The 17848-nt window shown below is 66.0% G+C and carries 15 protein-coding genes; 10 read left to right on the top strand and 5 right to left on the bottom strand.

All coding sequences use genetic code 11. The annotated features are described in order from the left end of the window. Nucleotides 1-42 precede the first annotated feature (42 nt). A complete protein-coding gene (locus F8O07_RS05805) occupies nucleotides 43-636 on the top strand; it encodes a TetR/AcrR family transcriptional regulator (RefSeq protein WP_158031147.1) in 594 nt (197 codons plus the stop codon). A gap of 22 nt (nucleotides 637-658) precedes the next feature. Here F8O07_RS05805 and F8O07_RS05800 read toward each other — a convergent pair whose 3' ends face one another. Beyond that, nucleotides 659-1999: a TrpB-like pyridoxal phosphate-dependent enzyme gene (locus F8O07_RS05800; protein ID WP_158031146.1), complete on the bottom strand. Its 1341-nt coding sequence runs from the start codon at nucleotides 1997-1999 to the stop codon at nucleotides 659-661. Nucleotides 2000-2137: 138 nt separating this feature from the next. On the opposite strand from F8O07_RS05800, the gene F8O07_RS05795 reads away from it, so the two are divergent. From F8O07_RS05795 to F8O07_RS05770, 6 genes are all read left to right on the top strand, one after another. Continuing rightward, a complete protein-coding gene (locus tag F8O07_RS05795; protein ID WP_225733196.1) occupies nucleotides 2138-3082 on the top strand; it encodes a hypothetical protein in 945 nt (314 codons plus the stop codon). Nucleotides 3083-3225: 143 nt separating this feature from the next. Beyond that, nucleotides 3226-3993 (top strand): endonuclease/exonuclease/phosphatase family protein, encoded by a 768-nt coding sequence (locus F8O07_RS05790; RefSeq protein ID WP_158031145.1) that lies wholly within the window; start codon nucleotides 3226-3228, stop codon nucleotides 3991-3993. A gap of 242 nt (nucleotides 3994-4235) precedes the next feature. Next, a complete protein-coding gene (locus F8O07_RS05785) occupies nucleotides 4236-5855 on the top strand; it encodes an L-lactate permease (protein ID WP_158031144.1) in 1620 nt (539 codons plus the stop codon). A 134-nt stretch (nucleotides 5856-5989) separates the two neighbouring features. After that, nucleotides 5990-7456 (top strand): cardiolipin synthase, encoded by a 1467-nt coding sequence (cls, locus tag F8O07_RS05780; RefSeq protein ID WP_158031143.1) that lies wholly within the window; start codon nucleotides 5990-5992, stop codon nucleotides 7454-7456. Between the two features lie 164 nt (nucleotides 7457-7620). Continuing rightward, nucleotides 7621-8322 (top strand): PadR family transcriptional regulator, encoded by a 702-nt coding sequence (locus tag F8O07_RS05775; protein ID WP_158031142.1) that lies wholly within the window; start codon nucleotides 7621-7623, stop codon nucleotides 8320-8322. Nucleotides 8323-8333: 11 nt separating this feature from the next. Then, nucleotides 8334-8966 carry a YitT family protein gene (locus F8O07_RS05770; protein WP_158031141.1) on the top strand — a complete coding sequence of 211 codons (633 nt, stop codon included), beginning with the start codon at nucleotides 8334-8336 and terminating at the stop codon, nucleotides 8964-8966. A gap of 72 nt (nucleotides 8967-9038) precedes the next feature. Here F8O07_RS05770 and F8O07_RS05765 read toward each other — a convergent pair whose 3' ends face one another. Next, nucleotides 9039-10694 carry a TIGR04028 family ABC transporter substrate-binding protein gene (locus tag F8O07_RS05765; protein WP_158031140.1) on the bottom strand — a complete coding sequence of 552 codons (1656 nt, stop codon included), beginning with the start codon at nucleotides 10692-10694 and terminating at the stop codon, nucleotides 9039-9041. Between the two features lie 249 nt (nucleotides 10695-10943). Between F8O07_RS05765 and F8O07_RS05760 the strand changes: the two genes are divergently transcribed. After that, on the top strand, nucleotides 10944-11237 hold the full coding sequence (locus tag F8O07_RS05760) for a PLDc N-terminal domain-containing protein (RefSeq protein ID WP_158031139.1): 294 nt from the start codon (nucleotides 10944-10946) through the stop codon (nucleotides 11235-11237). Then, nucleotides 11234-12346 carry a YcjF family protein gene (locus tag F8O07_RS05755; RefSeq protein WP_158031138.1) on the top strand — a complete coding sequence of 371 codons (1113 nt, stop codon included), beginning with the start codon at nucleotides 11234-11236 and terminating at the stop codon, nucleotides 12344-12346. The genes F8O07_RS05760 and F8O07_RS05755 overlap by 4 nt, the downstream gene beginning before the upstream one ends. A 55-nt stretch (nucleotides 12347-12401) precedes the next feature. Here the strand turns inward: F8O07_RS05755 and F8O07_RS10550 are convergent, their stop codons facing one another. Then, nucleotides 12402-12572, bottom strand: coding sequence for a hypothetical protein (locus F8O07_RS10550; protein ID WP_192496656.1), 171 nt, complete (start codon nucleotides 12570-12572; stop codon nucleotides 12402-12404). Nucleotides 12573-12715: 143 nt separating this feature from the next. Here F8O07_RS10550 and F8O07_RS05750 point away from each other — a divergent pair, with 143 nt between their 5' ends. Then, the gene (locus F8O07_RS05750) at nucleotides 12716-13894 is read left to right on the top strand and encodes an LOG family protein (RefSeq protein ID WP_158031137.1); all 1179 of its coding nucleotides are present in this window, start codon (nucleotides 12716-12718) and stop codon (nucleotides 13892-13894) included. Here the strand turns inward: F8O07_RS05750 and F8O07_RS05745 are convergent. Together F8O07_RS05745 and F8O07_RS05740 are read right to left on the bottom strand one after the other, a co-directional pair. After that, nucleotides 13863-16535, bottom strand: coding sequence for an AAA family ATPase (locus F8O07_RS05745; RefSeq protein ID WP_158031136.1), 2673 nt, complete (start codon nucleotides 16533-16535; stop codon nucleotides 13863-13865). The two genes, F8O07_RS05750 and F8O07_RS05745, sit on opposite strands and share 32 nt — an antisense overlap. Next, nucleotides 16532-17842: a metallophosphoesterase family protein gene (locus tag F8O07_RS05740; protein ID WP_158031135.1), complete on the bottom strand. Its 1311-nt coding sequence runs from the start codon at nucleotides 17840-17842 to the stop codon at nucleotides 16532-16534. Before F8O07_RS05740 ends, F8O07_RS05745 begins: the two co-directional genes overlap by 4 nt. Nucleotides 17843-17848: the final 6 nt, after the last annotated feature.

Raw genomic sequence — 17848 nt, 5'->3', positions numbered from 1 at the left:
ACGCTGTGCTCGTGTCCGTTCGACCCCAGCTAGGGTGTATCCATGGTCGGTGTCAGGTTGTCCAAGTCCGAACGCCGTTCGGCCATCGTCCGTGCTGCCCACCGCATTGCGGTGCGCGACGGGCTCGCGATGGTCAGCGGGCGTTCCGTCGCCGCCGAGGCAGAGCTGTCGAGCGGGCTCGTCTACTTCTATTTCTCGACGAAGCTCGGCCTCTTGCACGCTCTGCTCCATGACGTCATCGGACGTGCTCTCGACGGGCCCGCCACCGACTATGGCGCCGACCTCGAACCGCACGAGGCGCTCCAGAGCATGGTCGCCAGCGAGATCCGCGATCTGGAGAGACAGCGCGATGACATCGAGCTGCTCTTTCAGTTCTTCTTCGTGCGACGTGACGAAGAGTTCCGGTCAGAGGTCAATGCCGGGCTCGACGAGTACGGTCGGCGGCTGCAGCCGGTGATCGGGCGCTTCGCCGCGCTTCACGACCTCGACTCCCGCAGCATCACCGAAGCGACGCTCGCGGCGATCCAGGGTGCGGGAGTCGAACTCGTGCGGCATCCGCAGTGCTACGACGCCGAGCGCATCATCGCCGGACTGCGCGATATGCCGCTGCTCTCGGCCGAAGACTGCTGCAGATGACCGACCGGCCTCTCGTCACGGCTCAGACGTACTGTTCGTAGGCGGGCAGGTCGAGCACGCCGTTGCCCGACAGACCCAGCACGATGACTTCGCCGTCGGCCGCCTGTCGAGCATGGGCGATGGCTCCGGCCACCGCGTGCGTCGACTCCGGCGCCGGGATGATGCCCTCGGCTCGAGCGAAGAGCACCCCGGCGGCGAACGCGTCGTTCTGTGCCACGGCGATGGCGTCCATGAGCCCCAAATGCACGGCATGCGAGACGATCGGCGACATGCCGTGATAGCGAAGGCCACCCGCGTGGATCGCCGGAGGCACGAAGTCGCGCCCGAGCGTATACATCTTCAGCAGCGGCGTCAGACCGGCCACGTCGCCGAAGTCGTAGCGGTACTCCCCCTGCGTCAGTGACGGGCAGGCTGCCGGCTCACAGGCGACCAGACGGGTCGTGGTGCCCTCGCGCAGGTTGCGCCCCATGAACGGGAAGGTGAGGCCGGCGAGGTTCGAGCCGCCGCCGGCACAGCCGAAGATCACGTCGGGCACAGACTCGCCGAGCTCGGTCAGCTGCTGCATCGCCTCCTCTCCGATCACGCTCTGATGCAGCATCACGTGGTTCAGCACGCTGCCCAGCGCGTAGTGCGCATGGGGGTCGCCCGCGGCCACCTCGACCGCCTCGCTGATGGCCATGCCGAGCGAGCCGGTGGTGTTCGGGTCTTTGGCCAGCATCGCACGACCCGCCTCGGTGAGCGTCGACGGCGACGGATGACACGTGCCGCCGTAGACCTCCATCTGGGCACGGCGGTAGGGCTTCGCGTCGTACGACGCACGCACCTGCCATACCTCGACCTCGAGCCCGAGCAGTGCGCCGGCGAGCGACAGCGAGGCACCCCACTGCCCGGCTCCTGTCTCGGTGGTCAGCTTGGTCACGCCCTCGATCGCGTTGTAGTACGCCTGTGCGACCGCCGTGTTGGGCTTGTGCGACCCGGCGGGGCTGCCGCCCTCGTACTTGTAGTAGATGTGCGCCTTGGTGCCGAGCGCCCGCTCGAGGCGCAGCGCCCGCACCAGCGGCGACGGCCGCCACTGTGCATAGATCTCGCGCACCGTCTGCGGAATCTCGATGTAGCGCTCAGTGCTGACCTCCTGCTCGATGAGCGCCTTCGCGAAGAGCGGTTCGAGGTCTTCGGGCTGCAGCGGCTGGTTCGTGCCCGGGTGCAGGTGCGGCGGCACCGGCTCGGGCAGGTCGGCGGCGACGTTGTACCAGTGTGTGGGCACCTGCGAGGGAACCGCTGCGCCGGTCGGCTGCGTGAGTTCGTGGATGCGCTCAAGCGCGTGCTCGCGGGTCTCGTGGGCGGGGTGATTGGGTTCGGCCATTGCGGGTTCCTTCGTTCGGATCGGGCGGCCGGCCCGATGAACGTCTCCCGTGGTGCACGGGCCGTGTCAGCGAGCACGGCCAGCGGAGTGGATGACCGTCAGACGGTCTGCCACCAGTTCTGCTGTGAGAGATGCACCATGGCACTAAGAATGGCGCAGAAGCACGCCGAGCGCAAGCGCGCAGTCGGCATCGGGCACAATGGGGCTATGTCCACTGCACCAGCACCGTTCGGCCTGCTCCTCGATGTCGACGGCCCGATCGCCAGCCCTGTCACCCGCACCGTGCGCCTGCCCGAGATCGCCGACAGCCTCGTCACCCTCGCCGAAGCGGGCGTGCCGATCTCGTTCAACACCGGCCGCTCGACCGCCTTCGTGAGCCGGCAGATCGTCCCGGCTCTGGCATCCGCCGGTCTTGCTGCCGACGCGACCCGCCTCGCGGTCGTCGGCGAGAAGGGCGGAGTCTGGGCGCAGCTCACGGCCGCAGGTCTCAACGACGAGCAGATCGACGTCGATATGCGAGTGCCTCGGGAGGTCGTCGACTTCGGCCGCGAGACAGCGGCCGAGAAGTTCGCCGACACCATGTTCTTCGACGACACGAAGCGCACCATGATGACGCTCGAGATGATCGCCGGCAGCGACCATGCGGCGTTCCTTTCAGCGAGGGATGCCCTGGTGCGGGATCTGATCGAGCTGCGCGCCCGCCTCGGAGCCGTGCAGCTGCGCATCGACCCGACCGTGATCAGCTGCGACGTCGAGGTCTCTCACAGCGGCAAGGCGCTGGGTGCCCGTCGCTCGCTCGAGCTGTTGGGCGAGCATTCCGCGCTGCCGAAGCGCTGGTTCACCGTCGGCGACTCACGCAGTGACTACACCATGGCCGACTGGCTGCACGCGCAGGGCTACGACGTCACCCACGTCGACGTGCAGCCGGGCTCGCCGAGCTCACCGGGCGCCGCCGCCGACGGCACGCTGCACAAACCATATGAGGTCACGACCATCGCCGACCCGCTGGCTCCGGGTCAGCTTCTCACCGACGACGACGCCGGTGCGGCCCTGCTGCGGCGCTGTGTCGCTCTGCTGGGCTGAGCGTCGTCGAATGCTGGCGAAATCACCGACCCTCTGTGACGATCTGGTGAATTCACAGCTGTTTCTGGCCGAAACATGCCCCGCTCGGGCGATCAGAACGGTAGCCTGAAAGCGGTTCTACCCTTTGGAGGCAAACTGTCGTGATGAATGTCGTCAGCTACAACCTGCGCAAGAACCGTGCTCTGTGCGAGCTCGATGATCTCACCCGTCGAACCGATCCCGACGTGCTCTGTCTGCAGGAGTGTGACATCGACTCCCTGCCGACCGAGATCGGGTCGCTGCGGCTTGCAGAGGCCACCCGAGGCAATCGTCTCGGCATCTCGGTCTTCTACCGCGCCGACCGGTTTCGCCTGATCGGATCGCAGACCTACCAGCTCAAGAAGTCTCTGCACGACCGTGTCGCCGCACCCGCTCACGAGCGTCTGGTCGCGACCCGACTGATGGATCTCACCCGAGATCGCGAGCTGATGGTGGCCTCGTTTCACGGGGCACCGCTCACCGCGCTCAACTCGCTGCGCCGCAATCAGATTCGCACCTCGTTCGAGCGACTCGCACAGTTCGGTGCGGGTCTGCCCTCGTTGATGGTCGGCGACTACAACTACCCGTTCTTCCAGCGTCACCTGCAGGAGCGCGTGCGCACGCACGGCTATGAGCTGACCGCGACGGAGCAGCGCACCTATCAGCGCTATCGCATCTTCCGTGGACGCTATGACATGGCGACGTCGACCGGCTTCACGGTCAATCGCGTCACCTCGCTGCCGCAGGGACTCTCCGACCACCACCCGATTCTGGTGAACGCCTCGTACGACGACTCTATGAGCGCCGCTGCGACGCTCTCCAGCGTCGCGCCGAAGCATGGCCACGGCCCCAAGAGCAACACGCCGACCACTTTCGTTCCCGGTCTCGTCTGAAGCCTGAACTCACCGGTTCTGCCGCGTCTTTCGGGCGCCTCTCGTGATGCGTGCACGGTCGTTTGAGGCTGGCCTCTCGCCATCACGCCGTCACGAGCGGTATTGTGTCATGTGGTCCTGATGTGGTCTGACCACAATCGCTGCCCTCTGGCGCACGACCGATCCTGACGACGACGTCGCTCATTTCCCGACTGAACGGCGCTCGTGTGTGCTGTTCCGGCATGCACGAAAGGCACTCTGTCATGTGGACGCAACCGCTTGATCCGACTGGCAACCTCGCTCTCTCAGCGGGGCTCGCCGCCGTTCCGGTGATCTTCTTCCTGGTCGCACTGGTCGGTTTCAAGATGAAGGGCACGACCGCTGCGGCCATCGCCGCTGTGCTCGCCGTCATCGTCGCCTTCATCGGCTTCGGCATGCCGGCGTCGGCCATCGGCGGTGCCGCGCTTGACGGTGTGCTCAACGGCCTGTGGCCGATCGGCTACATCATTCTGATGGCGGTGTGGCTGTACAAGCTCGCCGTGCGCAGCGGCAAGTTCGATGTGATTCGCAACAGCATCTCGGGCATCGCTGCCGACCAGCGCATCCAGGTGCTGCTGATCGCCTTCTGCTTCGGTGCGTTCCTCGAAGGTGCGGCCGGCTTCGGCGTGCCGATCACCATCTGTGCCGCCCTGCTGCTGACGCTGGGCTTTCCCGGGCTGAAGGCCGCGGTGCTCGCCCTCATCTCGAACGCAGCAGCAGGTGCCTTCGGCGCCATCGGCATCCCCGTGATCATCGCCGCACGCCAGGGCGACGTCCCGATCCCCGAGCTGTCGGGCATGATGGTGCTGGTCGGTCAGCTGCCGACGATCATCATCCCGTTCCTGCTGGTCGCCATTCTCGACGGCTTCCGCGGCATCCGCGAGGTGCTGCCCGCCTTGATCACCGTGGTCGTCGCGTTCAGCGGTTCTCAGGCTGTACTGCTGCTCGTGCTCGGACAGCCCGACTTGGCCGATATCATCCCGTCGATCGTGGCTCTCGCCGCCCTCGCCGTGCTGTCGCGCTTCTGGAAGCCGAAGCGCACCTTCCGCATGCCCGGTGCTCCCGAACCGGTCAGCGAGCACTACACCCCGCGTCAGCTGGTCAGCGCCTGGTCGCCCTTCCTGTTTCTGACCGTGCTCATCCTGATCTGGAGCGCCCCCTTCTTCGCAAACCTCTTCGATCGTTCGAAGGGCGGTGCGCTCTCCGCACTGAGCCTGCCGGTTGCGATTCCCGGTCTCGACGGCCAGGTCACGGCTGCGGGCGCGGATGCTCCGATGACCGCGGTGTGGACGTGGTCGCCGATCGGTGCCGCCGGCACCGCCATCCTGGTGTCGGTGCTGCTCACCGCGCTCACCAGCAGCGCGCTCTCATGGAAGCAGGTCGGCGAAGAGTTCGTCGCCTCGGTCAAGATGCTCTGGCAGCCGATCCTCTTGATCCTGCTCATCATGATCGTCGCCTACATCGCGAACTTCTCCGGCGGCTCGACGACCATCGGCCATGCGCTGGCGAGCGTCGGCGCGCTGTTCCCGCTGCTCTCACCGGTCATCGGCTGGCTGGGCGTGTTCATCACGGGCTCGGTCGTCAACAACAACACGCTCTTCGCCCACCTGCAGTCGGTGACCGCGACCGAGATCGGAACCAATCCCACCCTGCTGGTCTCGGCCAACGTGGCCGGTGGTGGCATCGGCAAAATCGTCTCGCCGCAGTCGATCGCCGTGTCGTCGGCGGCCGTCGGTCTGGCCGGCAAGGAGTCGGCGATCATGCGCGCCGCTCTCCCCTACAGCCTCGGACTGCTCGTCGTGCTCTCGCTGTGGGTCTTCGCCCTCTCGGCGATGCTTGGCTGATCTCGCTCCGCTCGCGACAGCTGAGGTGTGGCTGCGCGGTCTGCAAGCGCGAGTGCTGTTGCCGATGCCGCACTGATTTAGGATGGGATCCGTGTTCGGGGCTCCGAGCACGGATCCCATGATCGAGGACCGCCATGTTCACCGCGCCGCTTGCCAGTCTGCTGGCGACGCTCGCACACATCCTCATCGTGCTCGTCTCGGCGATCGTCATCTCGCTGCGTCGACCGCCGCAGACGGCCATCGCATGGGTACTCGCCATCATGTTCATCCCCGTGGTCGGAGTGATCGCATTCCTCACCATCGGCATCGGGCGCCTGCCTCGCTGGCGCCAGCGTCGTCAGATCGAGATCAACTCGGCGCTCGCCGCGCGTGACGAGGTCACCGCATACCGCACCGTCCCGGAGTCGCCAGGGTGGATGCCCTCTGCAGTTCGCCTCAACGAACGGCTGACCGCGCTGCCCATGGTGGGTGACAACACGCTGCAGCTGATCGATTCGTACCAGGGGTCGCTGCAGGCCATGATCGACGACATCGATGCGGCGACCGAGTATGTGCACGTGGAGTTCTACATCTTGGTGCACGACGCATCGACAGCGCCCTTCTTCGAGGCGCTGCGACGTGCTCGAGATCGCGGCGTGACCGTGCGCGCCCTCTCAGATCACCTCTCGGGTCTCGGCTATCCGGGCCGTCGCACGACGAAGCGGATGCTCTCAGAGATGGGCGCGCAGTGGCACGCGATGCTGCCGCTGCGGCCCTGGCGCGGGCAGTGGCAGCGGCCAGACATGCGCAACCATCGCAAGATCGTCACCATTGACGGCAAGGTGGCCTACACCGGTTCGCAGAACCTGATCGACGACAGCTATCTGAAGCCGAAGAACGTGCGACGAGGGCTGCACTGGCAGGAGCTGATGGTCCGTGTCGAGGGTCCGCTCGTCGGCGAGCTCGACGCCGTCTTCATGTCCGACTGGTTCAGCGAATCAGGCGAACGGCTCACCCCGATGGCTCCTTCGCCCGCCGCCGAGCCTCGCACAGGCATGCCGACGGTGGTCGGAGCCGATGCACAGGTCGTACCCAGCGGGCCGAGCTTCGCCAGCGACAACTCGCTCAAGCTGTTCGTGCTGCTCATTCAGAACGCCCGACATCGCATCAGCATCACCAGCCCCTACTTCGTGCCTGATGAGGCGACCCTGCTCGCGCTGCTCACCGCTGCCGCGCGCGGGGTGGACGTCGAGCTCTTCGTCTCTGAGATCGGTGATCAGGCGTTCGTGTACTACGCACAGCGCTCGTACTACGAGGCCCTGCTCAACGTCGGCGTCTCGATCTATCTGTACCGCTCGCCGACGGTCCTGCATTCCAAGCACTTCTCCATCGACGACGAGGTCGCCGTGATCGGCTCCAGCAACATGGACATCCGCTCGTTCAGTCTGAATATGGAGATCTCAGTGCTGGTGCGAGACGCCGACTTCGTTGATCAGCTGCGCGCAGTCGAAGCCGACTATCGCGCCAACAGCATCCGTCTCAATGTCTCCGGCTGGCGGCGTCGCCCCACACGCGAGAAGGCGAAAGAGGGCATCGCCCGGCTCACGGCCCAGCTCCAGTAGCCTGCGGTCGTGGTCGCGACGCCGGACGGCCCCTCGGCCTGTCGACCGTCGCCGTGCGCCTCGCATCAGATCGACCGCCCCACTCTTGCACTTTTCGATATATCGGTATATATTTCTGATCATCTAGATCGCGATATATCGCGATAGTCACAAAGGAGAACATCGTGAGACACGAACATCACAATCATCATCACCATCACGAGCCCGGCTTCAGTGGACCCGGCTTCGACGGATGCGGCCATGACGGCGGCTTCGGCGACCGCGGCCACAGACGGTCACACGGCAGAGGTCCAGGCGCTGGCGGTCCGGGCTTTGGAGGACCGGGCTTTGGTGGACCGGGCTTCGGAGGTCCAGGCTTCGACCCGCGTGGCGGCTTCGGACACGGCGGGCGCGGCCGTGCACGCCGGGGCGACACCCGACTGGCGATTCTGTCGCTGCTGAACGACGAGCCGGCGAACGGCTACGGCATCATCAAACGCATCGCCGAGCGCACTGACGACAGCTGGCGCCCCAGCCCCGGGTCGATCTACCCCACGCTGCAGCAGCTGACCGAAGAGGGGCTCATCACCGCAAGCGGAGAGAACGGCGCCCACGAACTCACCGCCGCAGGCGTCAAATACGTCGGCGAACACGCCGAGCAGATCGCGCACATCTGGGACGCCCGGCCTCAGCGCGGCGAGCACGGAGGACTGCGCGAAGCGGCGCATGCGCTCATGACCGTCATCGGCGACTTCCGTCACTCGACGCAGCAGCAGCGAGACGCGGCGATCGACGAGCTCAAGCGCACTCGCAAAGCGCTCTTCCGCATCCTGGCCTCTGACGACGAGGCTCATGGGCAGGCCGAGGAGGACACCGACACGAAGTAGAATTCGGTGCTATGACCTCTGCCAGCGACTCCAGCGACCGCCGATATCCGGCACAGCACCACAGCATCCTCGATGACGTCGTCGGCATCGGCAGTGGTGTGTTCGCTGCGTCGCTCGGGCTGTATCTGCTGCACTCGGCGGGCGTGGTCACCGGCGGCACGGCGGGCCTCTCGCTGCTGCTGGCCTACGCCACGCCGGTTCCCTTCGGTGTGCTGTTCATGGTGGTCAACCTGCCGTTCTTCGTACTGGCGGTGCGACAGCGCGGATGGAACTTCACCATCCGCACGGTCATCTCAGTCGCTGCCGTGTCAGCGCTCACTCCCCTGCATCCGGCGATGCTCGGAACGCTGGCAGAGAATCCCGTCTACGGGGCGGTCGCCGGAAACCTGCTCGCCGGCATCGGCCTGCTGATCCTCTTTCGGCATCACGCGAGCCTCGGCGGGTTCAACATCATGGCCCTGATCATTCAGGATCGATGGGGATGGCGCGCCGGCTACGTGCAGATGGCGTTGGACGTGATCATCGTGGCCGCCTCGTTCTCCGTCACCTCGCCGATGAACGTGCTGCTCTCTGCCATCGGTGCGGTGGTCATGAACCTGGTCATCGCGCTCAACCATCGTCCAGGACGCTACCTCGGGTTCTGATCGACCCGACTGACACGACGGTGGCGGAGCGTTTCGCGGTTCGGTGCCTCAGCAGTTCAGCGATTCAGCTCCTCACCGGTTCAGCCAGAGGCTGTAGAACGACGGCCGCCCCACCGATTCCGTGTCGAACCCCTGTACCGCAGAGCTCGTCCCATAGACCAGGGGCTCTTCGTAGATGGGCAGCACATATGCCTGCTCTGTGACATAGTCCTGCACGGCTTCGCTCGCACGCTGACGCTCTTCGGCGCTCGGCTTGCTGGCCACGGCGCGCAGCAGCTCCTCGAGATGCGGGTCGCCGTACGATCCGTCGGTCTTGTCCAGGTTCAGAAAGACGTTGCGATTGTCTCCCGAGTACTGACTCTTGATGACGTCGTAGTCGGCTCGCCCGACCATCTGGTGATAGACCTGCACCGTGTCCTGGTCGAGAGCGGCGGCGTTCTGCGCTGCCTGATCGCCTTGGAAGAGCCTCACCTCGACGCCCACCTCTTTGAGCTGCTCCTGCAGGATCGTGACCAGCTCCTTCGATCTCGGCAGCGGGATGGCGTGATTGACGGTGAGGGTCAGCCGCTCACCGTCCTTGGTGCGAATGCCGTCATCCCCGACGTGCCATCCGGCTTCGTCCAGCAGATCACGTGCCCGCTGTCGGTCGTAGCGGTAGGCGGCCGATTCGTCTTTGTAGCCGAGTGCGCTCTTCGCCAGCGGCGAGGTGGCCAGCGGATAGCTCGCGGTGTAGAGCTGATCGAGTATCTGCTGCCGGTCGACAGCGGCGATGAGCGCCTGCCGCACTCGGATGTCACTGAGCCGTCGATCTCTGAACCGGAACTGCAGCGCGTTGTCGATGCCGTTCGTGCTGGCGACGTGCAGACTCTGTCCTGCGCCGGTGACCTGCGCCTCATCCGGCGGATCGATCTGGCGGGCAACGTCAGCCTGACCGGCGACGAGCGTGCCCACCCGAATGCTGCTCTCGGGCGTCACGACCACCTTCACCGCATCGACGCGAGCTCTGCCCTGATGCGCGAGCGACGGCGGCGCCCAGTCGTACCCTTCACGAGCCGTGAGCGTGTACTCCGTGTTCAGCTGCTCGTCGGTGACGACGAACGGGCCGCTGCCGACGATCTGCTTCGCCTGCCCGGGCGCGAAGCCCTCGGAGTCGCGATCGAGGGTGGCGTTCGACAGCAGGCCCGAGTTGATGGTCGACGTCGCCTGAGCGAACCCCGGGGCCGGTGCCGAGAAGTGGAAGCGAACGGTGTGTTCGTCGACGGCCTCGGCATGGTCATAGTTGTTCAGTGCCTCCGAGACGGTCAGCTTGCGCTGCTTGTCCCCTTTGCCGTAGAGGTCGAAGTTCTTGACGACGTTGGCGGCGTCGAGCGGCGTGCCGTCCGAGTAGGTCACCCCTTCGCGCAGGCTGAACGTGTACTCGGTTGCGTCCGCGTTCACAGCGGGCAGTGCGCTCGCGATCCAGGGCTCGAGCTCCAGCGTCTCGGGGTTCTGATAGAGCAGCCGGTCGGTGAGGTTGTTGACGATGCTGCCGTTCGGGTAGAAGCCGGCTGCGGGCGGGTAGAGCCCGCTGAAGGCCTGCGGTTCGAGGTAGGTGACCGTGCCGCCTGACTTGGGCTCGCCCACGGCCGGTGCCGATTGGTCGGCGGCAGAGCATCCTGCGAGCAGCGTGGATGCCGTGGCCGCCGAGAGAACCACGGCAAGCAGTCGATTCCTCCGTTGTGGTCGCATGATTGATCCTCCTGAGGTTGCTGACATGACTGCATCAGTAAGCCATCTCATCCCGCGTGGGCACATCTTTCGGCGTCACTGGAGGTAACGATCGCTCAGGAACACCGGCTCGCATAGGGCTCGGCCTGCCGGTGTGACGTGCAGAGGCATGAGACGCCGGCTCACCATCCGGCCCCTGTCGCACGAACGCACTAGGCTGGGCACACGACGGCATCGTCCGATGTGGTCACGGCAATCGAGGAGGCATCAATGGCAAAGCTCAAAGATCAGGCGCTCGAGACCAAAGGCGAAGTCAAAGGCAGAGTCAAGGGCGGTTCGAAGGTCTTCGGCTTCGTGGCCGGCGCCGCACAGCTCGCATTGGCCGCCTATGCCGGCTCGGATCTCGTGAAGCGTCCCGAGTCGCAGATCAACGGCCCGAAGGCGCTCTGGGCCGGTGCGCTCGCGCTCAACTGGGTCGGTCCGACCGCTTATCTGCTGCTGGGCCGCAAAGAGACCTTTGACCAGGTCAAGGGCTTCGTCGACGGGCTGCAGAAGCGGGCATGACTGAACAGCTGGGTCGTGACGCTCAGGGGCGTCTGGACGAGGCGTGGGATGAGGCGCAGCTGCCGCGATACAACCTCGCGGTGATCGGGGCGACCGGCGCTGGCAAGAGCACACTGATCAACGCCGTCTTCGGCGAGGATCTGGCGGCTACCGGTGTCGGCGCTCCGGTCACGCAGCAGGTCTCGCTGTACACGAACGACGAAGGCACTCTCGGCCTCTACGACTTCAAAGGAGTCGAGAGCTTCGATCAGCTGCGCGATGTGGTTCGTTCGTTCAAGAAGACCTATGCCGAGCGTGCGAAGGCCGGCGAGCCCATCCACGGCATCTGGTTCTGCATCAAGGCGGCCGATCGACGCTTCGATCAGACTCAGCGGCGTCTCGTCGAAGATCTTGCGGCTCTCGACGTTCCCGTGTTCCTCGTGATCACGCAGACACCGTGGAAGGCCGGCATTGGCTTTCCTCCCGACGTGCAGCAGTTCGTCGACTATCTCACGTCGCTGCGGCTGCCCATCGAAACGGGCAGGCCGGTGCCGATCGCCGCAGTGGACGACCCGTTCGCTGGCACACAGGCTTTCGGCCTCGAGCATCTTGTGGAGGTGTCCCTCGAAGCGGCCCCAAAAGGCGTGAGCGCGGCGCTGGCCGCGGCACAAAGCGTCAGCATCGGCGTCAAACACGGCGCCGCGCGTAAGGTCATCGCCCTGGCGTCGACGACCGCCACGGGGATCGGTGCGATTCCCATTCCCGTCGCAGATGCGGTGCCGCTGATGGCCGTGCAGGTGGGTATGCTGCGCAGGATCGCCTCGATCTACGGCATCTCGCTGACCAAGCAGGCGACGGTCGCGCTGGTCGCTCAGCTGACCAGCGCACTTGCCGGCAAGACACTCGCGACGAGCCTGTTGAAGCTCGTGCCGGGCGCCGGCTGGGTGATCACCGGCGCGGTCGCCGGCGGCGTCACGACTGCTCTCGGCTACGCATGGCTCAGGCTCTGCGAGAATCATCTGGCCGGCGACCTCGACATCTTCGACTATCTGCAGTCGAACCGACTTGCGGCGCTGCTGCTCGAGCTGGCCGCCCAGAACCTCCAGGGGCGCGTCCACCGACGCCGATGAGGTGCACCCGGCCCCAGTCGCCCCTCCGCTGCCGAGGTCAGCGCCCGCTCGACTGTCACGGCAGAGTCGTCTGCCCGCCGACGCGCAGCCTGATGGTTCGTCCAGCGAGTCGAGCCAGCCGCAGGTGCAGCTGCTCGGCATCGAACGGATCGACCGCCAGCGCAAGCGCCCTGCGCAGCCGATCGACTCGGTCGATCAGCAGACCGTGCGGTGCTCGCGATGACACGGCCGTCTGGCAGACCGATCACGACGTTGCGTCCGGCAGGGGCAGCCGGTCTCTGCTTCCCATCCCCGCTGTCGTCCGGGCTTCTCACCGATGATCGGAGCGACGTTCACGTTCTGGTCACTCCCCTGTGACATGCTGGAGATATGTCCACACAGTCGATTCCCCACAGCACAGATCCTGCCTCCGTCGACCTGCCGTCGACTCCCGAGCGCCAGCTGGAGCGGGTGCGCGAGCTCATCGAGGAGTGCGGCATCACCGGTGATGCCGATCTGGTCGAACGCATCGTCATGGAGGGCCTCGGTCTCGGTGAAGACGGCGCCGATCGACTGAATCTGAAGATCGCTTCGAGTGCGATCTCAGAGATGAGGCAGGCGTTTCAACTGTTCGCGCGCTTTGACGGGCGCCCCAAGGTCACAGTCTTCGGGTCTGCGCGCACCAAACCCGACGATGTGCTGTACCAGATGGCTCGTGACGTCGCAGAACGGCTGGCGGCGATGAACTGGCTCGTCGTCACCGGAGCAGGCCCTGGCATCATGCAGGCGGCCACCGAGGGAGCCGGACCGGAGAGCTCGATCGGTGTGGCCATCCGGCTGCCGTTCGAATCGCCCAACCCGACCTTCACCGACGAGACCAATCTGGTCAGCATGAAGTACTTCTTCACCCGAAAGCTCATGCTCGTCAAAGAGTCGCAGGGGTTCGTGTGCATCCCTGGCGGGTTCGGCACGCTCGACGAGCTCTTCGAGCTGTTGACTCTGCAGCAGACAGGCAAGTCGGTGCCCACCCCGATCGTCCTGCTCGACCGTCCTGCCAAGGCAGTTCCGGCGGATGCCGCGCCTGCGCACGCGAGGCACACCCGAAGTCGAGCCGACTATGATCCTGCCGCCGATGAGGCTCCTCCACGCCCGATCGGCGGCTTCTGGAGCGGCCTGCGCCGTTTCGTCGACAATCAGCTCATTCCGTCGGGAGTGGTCTCGCCAGACGACCTCGACCGCGTGCTGATCACCGACTCGGTCGACGAGGCCGTGCACGAGATCGCACATTTCTGGAACAACTACGACTCGCTGCGCTGGGTGGGCAGCCGGCTGATCCTCCGGCTACGCAACGCTCCGACAGACGACGAGATCGCCGACCTCAACCGGCGATTCTCGTATCTGACCCCCGATGCGGCCATCTGCCGCACCGAACCGCTGCGGCCCGAAATGCGCGATCACGACAAGGTCGATCTGCCTCGTCTCATGCTCACGCCGGACTCACGTCAGATCGGCCATCTGCTCCAGCTGATCCGAGCGATCAACGACCTGCCCAGTGCTCCGCGCGGGTGAGATGAACCTGTTTGGCTCCCCCGATGCGAGCGAAGCGTCGCGGCTGGCACGTCAGCACGATCACCTGCGCCGAGCCGCCCAGCTGGCTGAGCACCGCGTTCAGCATCTCCAGTCGCTCCGGATCGGCGAAGCCGAGCGTGTCGTCAAGCACGACGGGTGCCCCGTCGTCTGACGAGACCAGCTGAGCGCAGGCAAGTCTGCCGATGAGCGCCAGCTGCTCTCGAGCGCCGGCCGACAACGAGTCGAACGGGATGGTGCGCCCGTTGAGGGTTCTCGATGCGATCTGCAGCGTCGGGCTGACCTCGACGGCGAAGTCGCGTCCGAAGACGCTGCGCCCCAGCCGTTCGATCTGGCGTCGGAACGGAGCCACGTAGCGCTGCTGGGCCTCGTCGCGGTGCCGCAGCAGCGTCTCGCGCAGTGTCGACACGGCCTGTGCGGCGCGGTTGGTTCGCGCCACATGCTCGTGCGCCGTCACAAGATCGGTGCACACCACCTGCAGGCGATCGTAGATGCCCTGCCCCGCCAGCAGTTTGAGCCGGCCCTGCAGCTCGTCACGCTGAGTGCGCACGTCTTCGAGCTCGGCGGTGGTGCTCTGCACCAGCCGCCGCGCATTCTCGGCCTGCAGCTCGATCTTCTCTGCGTCGGCATTCTGCAGGCGTCGTCTCGCCTGTTCGACGCCTTCGGCAGCTGATTGCAGAGACCGCTCTGCCTGATCCATGAGCTCATTGAGAGCGACGTCGCCGAGTGACTGTCGGTCGCTGTCGATTCTGGCGGTCAGCCGTTCGCATTCGGCAAGCGCCGCCTTGTATGCCTCGGCCGCTCGCACCGCCGCAGTGGCCGCCTCAGTCAGCCGTTCGCGCGCACGTTCGTTCGCCTGTTGAGCGAGGGTGACCTCATGCTCGGTGTCGTCGAGTCGATCACGGGCATCCGACGATCGCGATTCGAGCACGGCCAGATCGGCCGAGTCGCGTCTAGTGGGCTCTGCAGCTTCGCCAGGCTCGCTCGGCTCGTTATCGCTGTGCAGGCGAGCTCGCAGGGTTTCGACGCGGGCTCGCAGTTCGGCGATCGCTTCCGGAACGTCGTCGTCGACCTCGAGCAGCGCCCGCAGCTCGGTCTCGGCCCGCTGCCGCTCGGCGTCGGCCGTGCGACGCAGTTCGGCAGAGTGCTCGGCGTCTTCGAACGTGGCGACTCCGTCTCTGTTCAACGCACGTTCGAGGGCTGACTGCGCGTGCTGCACGTCGGCATCGAGTTCGCTGGTCTTGGCCGCAGGTGCGACGTCGACGCGCACGACTCCCTCGACCTCGATGCGCACGTGGTCGTGCACGGCGACCTCACGAACAGCGCCGGCGTCGAGGGCGCTGCCGTCAAGCACAACCGCATCGCCGCCGAGACGCGTGGCCGTGACCTGCGCAGCAGCCGCGTCTCGCATTCGCGTCGCCACGTGCACTTCGGTCTGCAGCTTCGTCAGGCGTCTGAGCTTCTTGTCATCGATATGCTGCACCCGCAGCACGGCCTCGGCCGCACGGAGCTGTGCCTCTGACGCGGTGGCGCGCTCCAGCTGAGCGCCGAGCCGATTCAGCTCGTCATGGTCGCGCCGCCGGCTCAGTTCGTGTTCGCAGCGGCGTGCCCGTTCGCGGGCGTCTGCCAGAGCCGTCGTCGCCGAGGCGACCCGTTCGGCAGTCTGCCGGGCATGCGTCTGCGCATCGGTCTGACTCAGCTCCAGTCGTTCCGCCTCGACTCGCTGTGTCTCTGCCTGCTGCCTCAGATCCTCGAGCTCATCGTTCATCGCACGTCGTGCCTGCAGCTGGTCGCGCAGTGCGCCCAGCCGCTGCTGTGCGCTCTCGTGCTCCCGCTCTGCCGAGGCCAGGCCTTCCTGCAGCACACGCAGCTCGGCGCTGCTGCGGGTCAGATCGGCGACGTCTGTGCGTGCCTGCTCCAGACGCTCTGCGGCGTCGGCGGCCAGGCGCCGACAGACGGCATGGGCATCAGCGGCTTCGTCCATCTCGCGGCTGCGATCCCGCAGATCTCTGTACTGCTGCGCCAGATCGGCCAGCTGCTGGCGAGCGTCTCTGACCGCTCTGACCGGGCGTCCTGTGGCGGTGAAGTACTGTGTGTACTCGCTTTCGACCCGAGCGAGCAGCTCGTCATACCCGTCGAAGTCGTCGGCCGACGTCTCAAGCGCCGTCTGCAGAGCGGGCAGCTGTGCCAGCTCCGGCTGGTCGAGCGAGTCTCCCTGCTGCACTTCCAGAGCGTGCAGCAGCCCCATGTCGACGGTCTCTCTCAGAATCTGCACGAAACGATCGTGCGCGTCATCGCCCGAGAGCGACTCGCCTTTGGGCGCGGTCACGGTCAGCTCGGTGATCGGCTGCACCAGCCACCGTTTGCGCATCGTCAGCGTGTACGGGCCGGTCTGCATGCTGATGGCGACTTCGGGCCCGGCATCGCGCCCCACCGGCTGCACGTTCCTGATCGAGCGATGCCTCGAGCTCGACTTGTACTCGCGCACCAAGCGCATGGCCTCGAGCACCGACGACTTGCCGACCTCGTTCGGCCCCTCCACCACAGTGACGCCTGCCCCGAACGCGATCGTGCGATGACTGATGCCGCGAAAGTCGGTGAGTTCGATCTGGGTGAGTCTCATCGCGCGCCTCCGGTCAGCCGATACAGCAATGAGAGCGCGTCCTGTGCGGTCCTGGCCCCCGATGCCTGCTCCCCGCCGGCGTTCTCTCCGTCGGCGGCTTCGAGCGCTGCCCGGACGGCCTGGTCGAATTCGGGATCGGACTCTTCTACCACGTACCCGTTCGCAGTCTCACCATCGTTCTCGCGCTCGACGTCGCGCTCGACCGCCACGCTGGTGCGCGCGTCTGCAGCAGACGGCTCCTCGGCCCGACCGATCAGCTCGGTCAGCGCCTCCGAGGCGAAGCCGGTCAGATGCAGGTCTGAGAAGTCGCCGTCGTCCGGTCGTACGACCAGATCGCTGTGGCTCTCCCAGATCTTGATCAGCGCGAACAGATCACAGAACTCGTCGATCAGTGCGTCAAGACGAGCGCGCGACGAGGTCGAGAGCGTGCCCTGCAGCATCAGCCAGACGCCGGTTCGGGCCTTGTCCGGAATCCGTTCGAGGCGTCCGCGCAGCCGTGCGAGATCGTCGGCATCCTGCAGCGTCTCGGCGACCGTCTCAAACCGCCACGCGCCCACGTGCACGCGTTCGACCTGCACGCGTTCCGACAGATCTGCGTCTGGGTCGACGTCGACGACCAAGACGTTCCCCGGGTCGACCTCGCGACGAGCCGTCACCTCGGGCGTGCCCGGATACCAGATGCCCGTGGCGACCTCTGCGGTGGCATGTCGATCGCCCAAGACGGCGACGTGCACCATCCCCGCCGCGATGAGCGCGCCGAGCGCACCGTCGTCGATCGTGGCCGGGTCGGTCGCGTCCGGGTTCAGCGTCGCGACCGCCCCGTGCCCGGCCATGACCCGGGTCACGCCGGATGCCGGGGGCACCAGATCGGCGCAGGCTGCGGCGACGAGGTCGGCATCGGGGCGTTTCGAGAACCAGGGCGCTCCGACGAGCTCGACGTCGGCCGCCACGGCCACCGGCGTGCTGTCACGAATGACGTGCACGTGTTCTGGCCGTCGTGCCGTGAACTCCTCCGCGTCGTAGATGGAAGCGGAGTCGAGCGGGTCATGGTTGCCCGGAAGCAGGTAGATCGGCACGGTGGAGTCGCGCAGCGCCTCGAAGGTGCGCGCGATCACCGACCGATCGAGCTGGTTCGTCTCGAAGACGTCGCCGCACACCACGACGAACTGCGCCTTTCGCTCGGCCGCGAGGCGGGTGATGCGCTGCAGCACGTCGAAACGCGCCTGGGCGAATCTGGGCCTCGCCTCGGGCTCGAGAAAGCCTGCGCTCATGCCGAGCTGCCAGTCTGCCGTGGCGAGGAATCTCATGCTGGC

Source organism: Pseudoclavibacter sp. CFCC 13796 (assembly GCF_008831185.1).
GTDB lineage: Bacteria > Actinomycetota > Actinomycetes > Actinomycetales > Microbacteriaceae > Pseudoclavibacter_A.
This window is presented reverse-complemented; position numbering and strand designations above follow the sequence as displayed.

Excerpts from the sequence above, each read along its gene's own strand:
- F8O07_RS05805 (WP_158031147.1), top strand. The coding sequence starts at position 43 with ATGGTCGGTGTCAGGTTGTCCAAGTCCGAACGCCGTTCGGCCATCGTC.
- F8O07_RS05800 (WP_158031146.1), bottom strand. The coding sequence starts at position 1,999 with ATGGCCGAACCCAATCACCCCGCCCACGAGACCCGCGAGCACGCGCTT.
- F8O07_RS05795 (WP_225733196.1), top strand. The coding sequence starts at position 2,138 with ATGGCACTAAGAATGGCGCAGAAGCACGCCGAGCGCAAGCGCGCAGTC.
- F8O07_RS05790 (WP_158031145.1), top strand. The coding sequence starts at position 3,226 with ATGAATGTCGTCAGCTACAACCTGCGCAAGAACCGTGCTCTGTGCGAG.
- F8O07_RS05785 (WP_158031144.1), top strand. The coding sequence starts at position 4,236 with ATGTGGACGCAACCGCTTGATCCGACTGGCAACCTCGCTCTCTCAGCG.
- cls (WP_158031143.1), top strand. The coding sequence starts at position 5,990 with ATGTTCACCGCGCCGCTTGCCAGTCTGCTGGCGACGCTCGCACACATC.
- F8O07_RS05770 (WP_158031141.1), top strand. The coding sequence starts at position 8,334 with ATGACCTCTGCCAGCGACTCCAGCGACCGCCGATATCCGGCACAGCAC.
- F8O07_RS05765 (WP_158031140.1), bottom strand. The coding sequence starts at position 10,694 with ATGCGACCACAACGGAGGAATCGACTGCTTGCCGTGGTTCTCTCGGCG.
- F8O07_RS05760 (WP_158031139.1), top strand. The coding sequence starts at position 10,944 with ATGGCAAAGCTCAAAGATCAGGCGCTCGAGACCAAAGGCGAAGTCAAA.
- F8O07_RS05755 (WP_158031138.1), top strand. The coding sequence starts at position 11,234 with ATGACTGAACAGCTGGGTCGTGACGCTCAGGGGCGTCTGGACGAGGCG.
- F8O07_RS05750 (WP_158031137.1), top strand. The coding sequence starts at position 12,716 with ATGTCCACACAGTCGATTCCCCACAGCACAGATCCTGCCTCCGTCGAC.
- F8O07_RS05745 (WP_158031136.1), bottom strand. The coding sequence starts at position 16,535 with ATGAGACTCACCCAGATCGAACTCACCGACTTTCGCGGCATCAGTCAT.
- F8O07_RS05740 (WP_158031135.1), bottom strand. The coding sequence starts at position 17,842 with ATGAGATTCCTCGCCACGGCAGACTGGCAGCTCGGCATGAGCGCAGGC.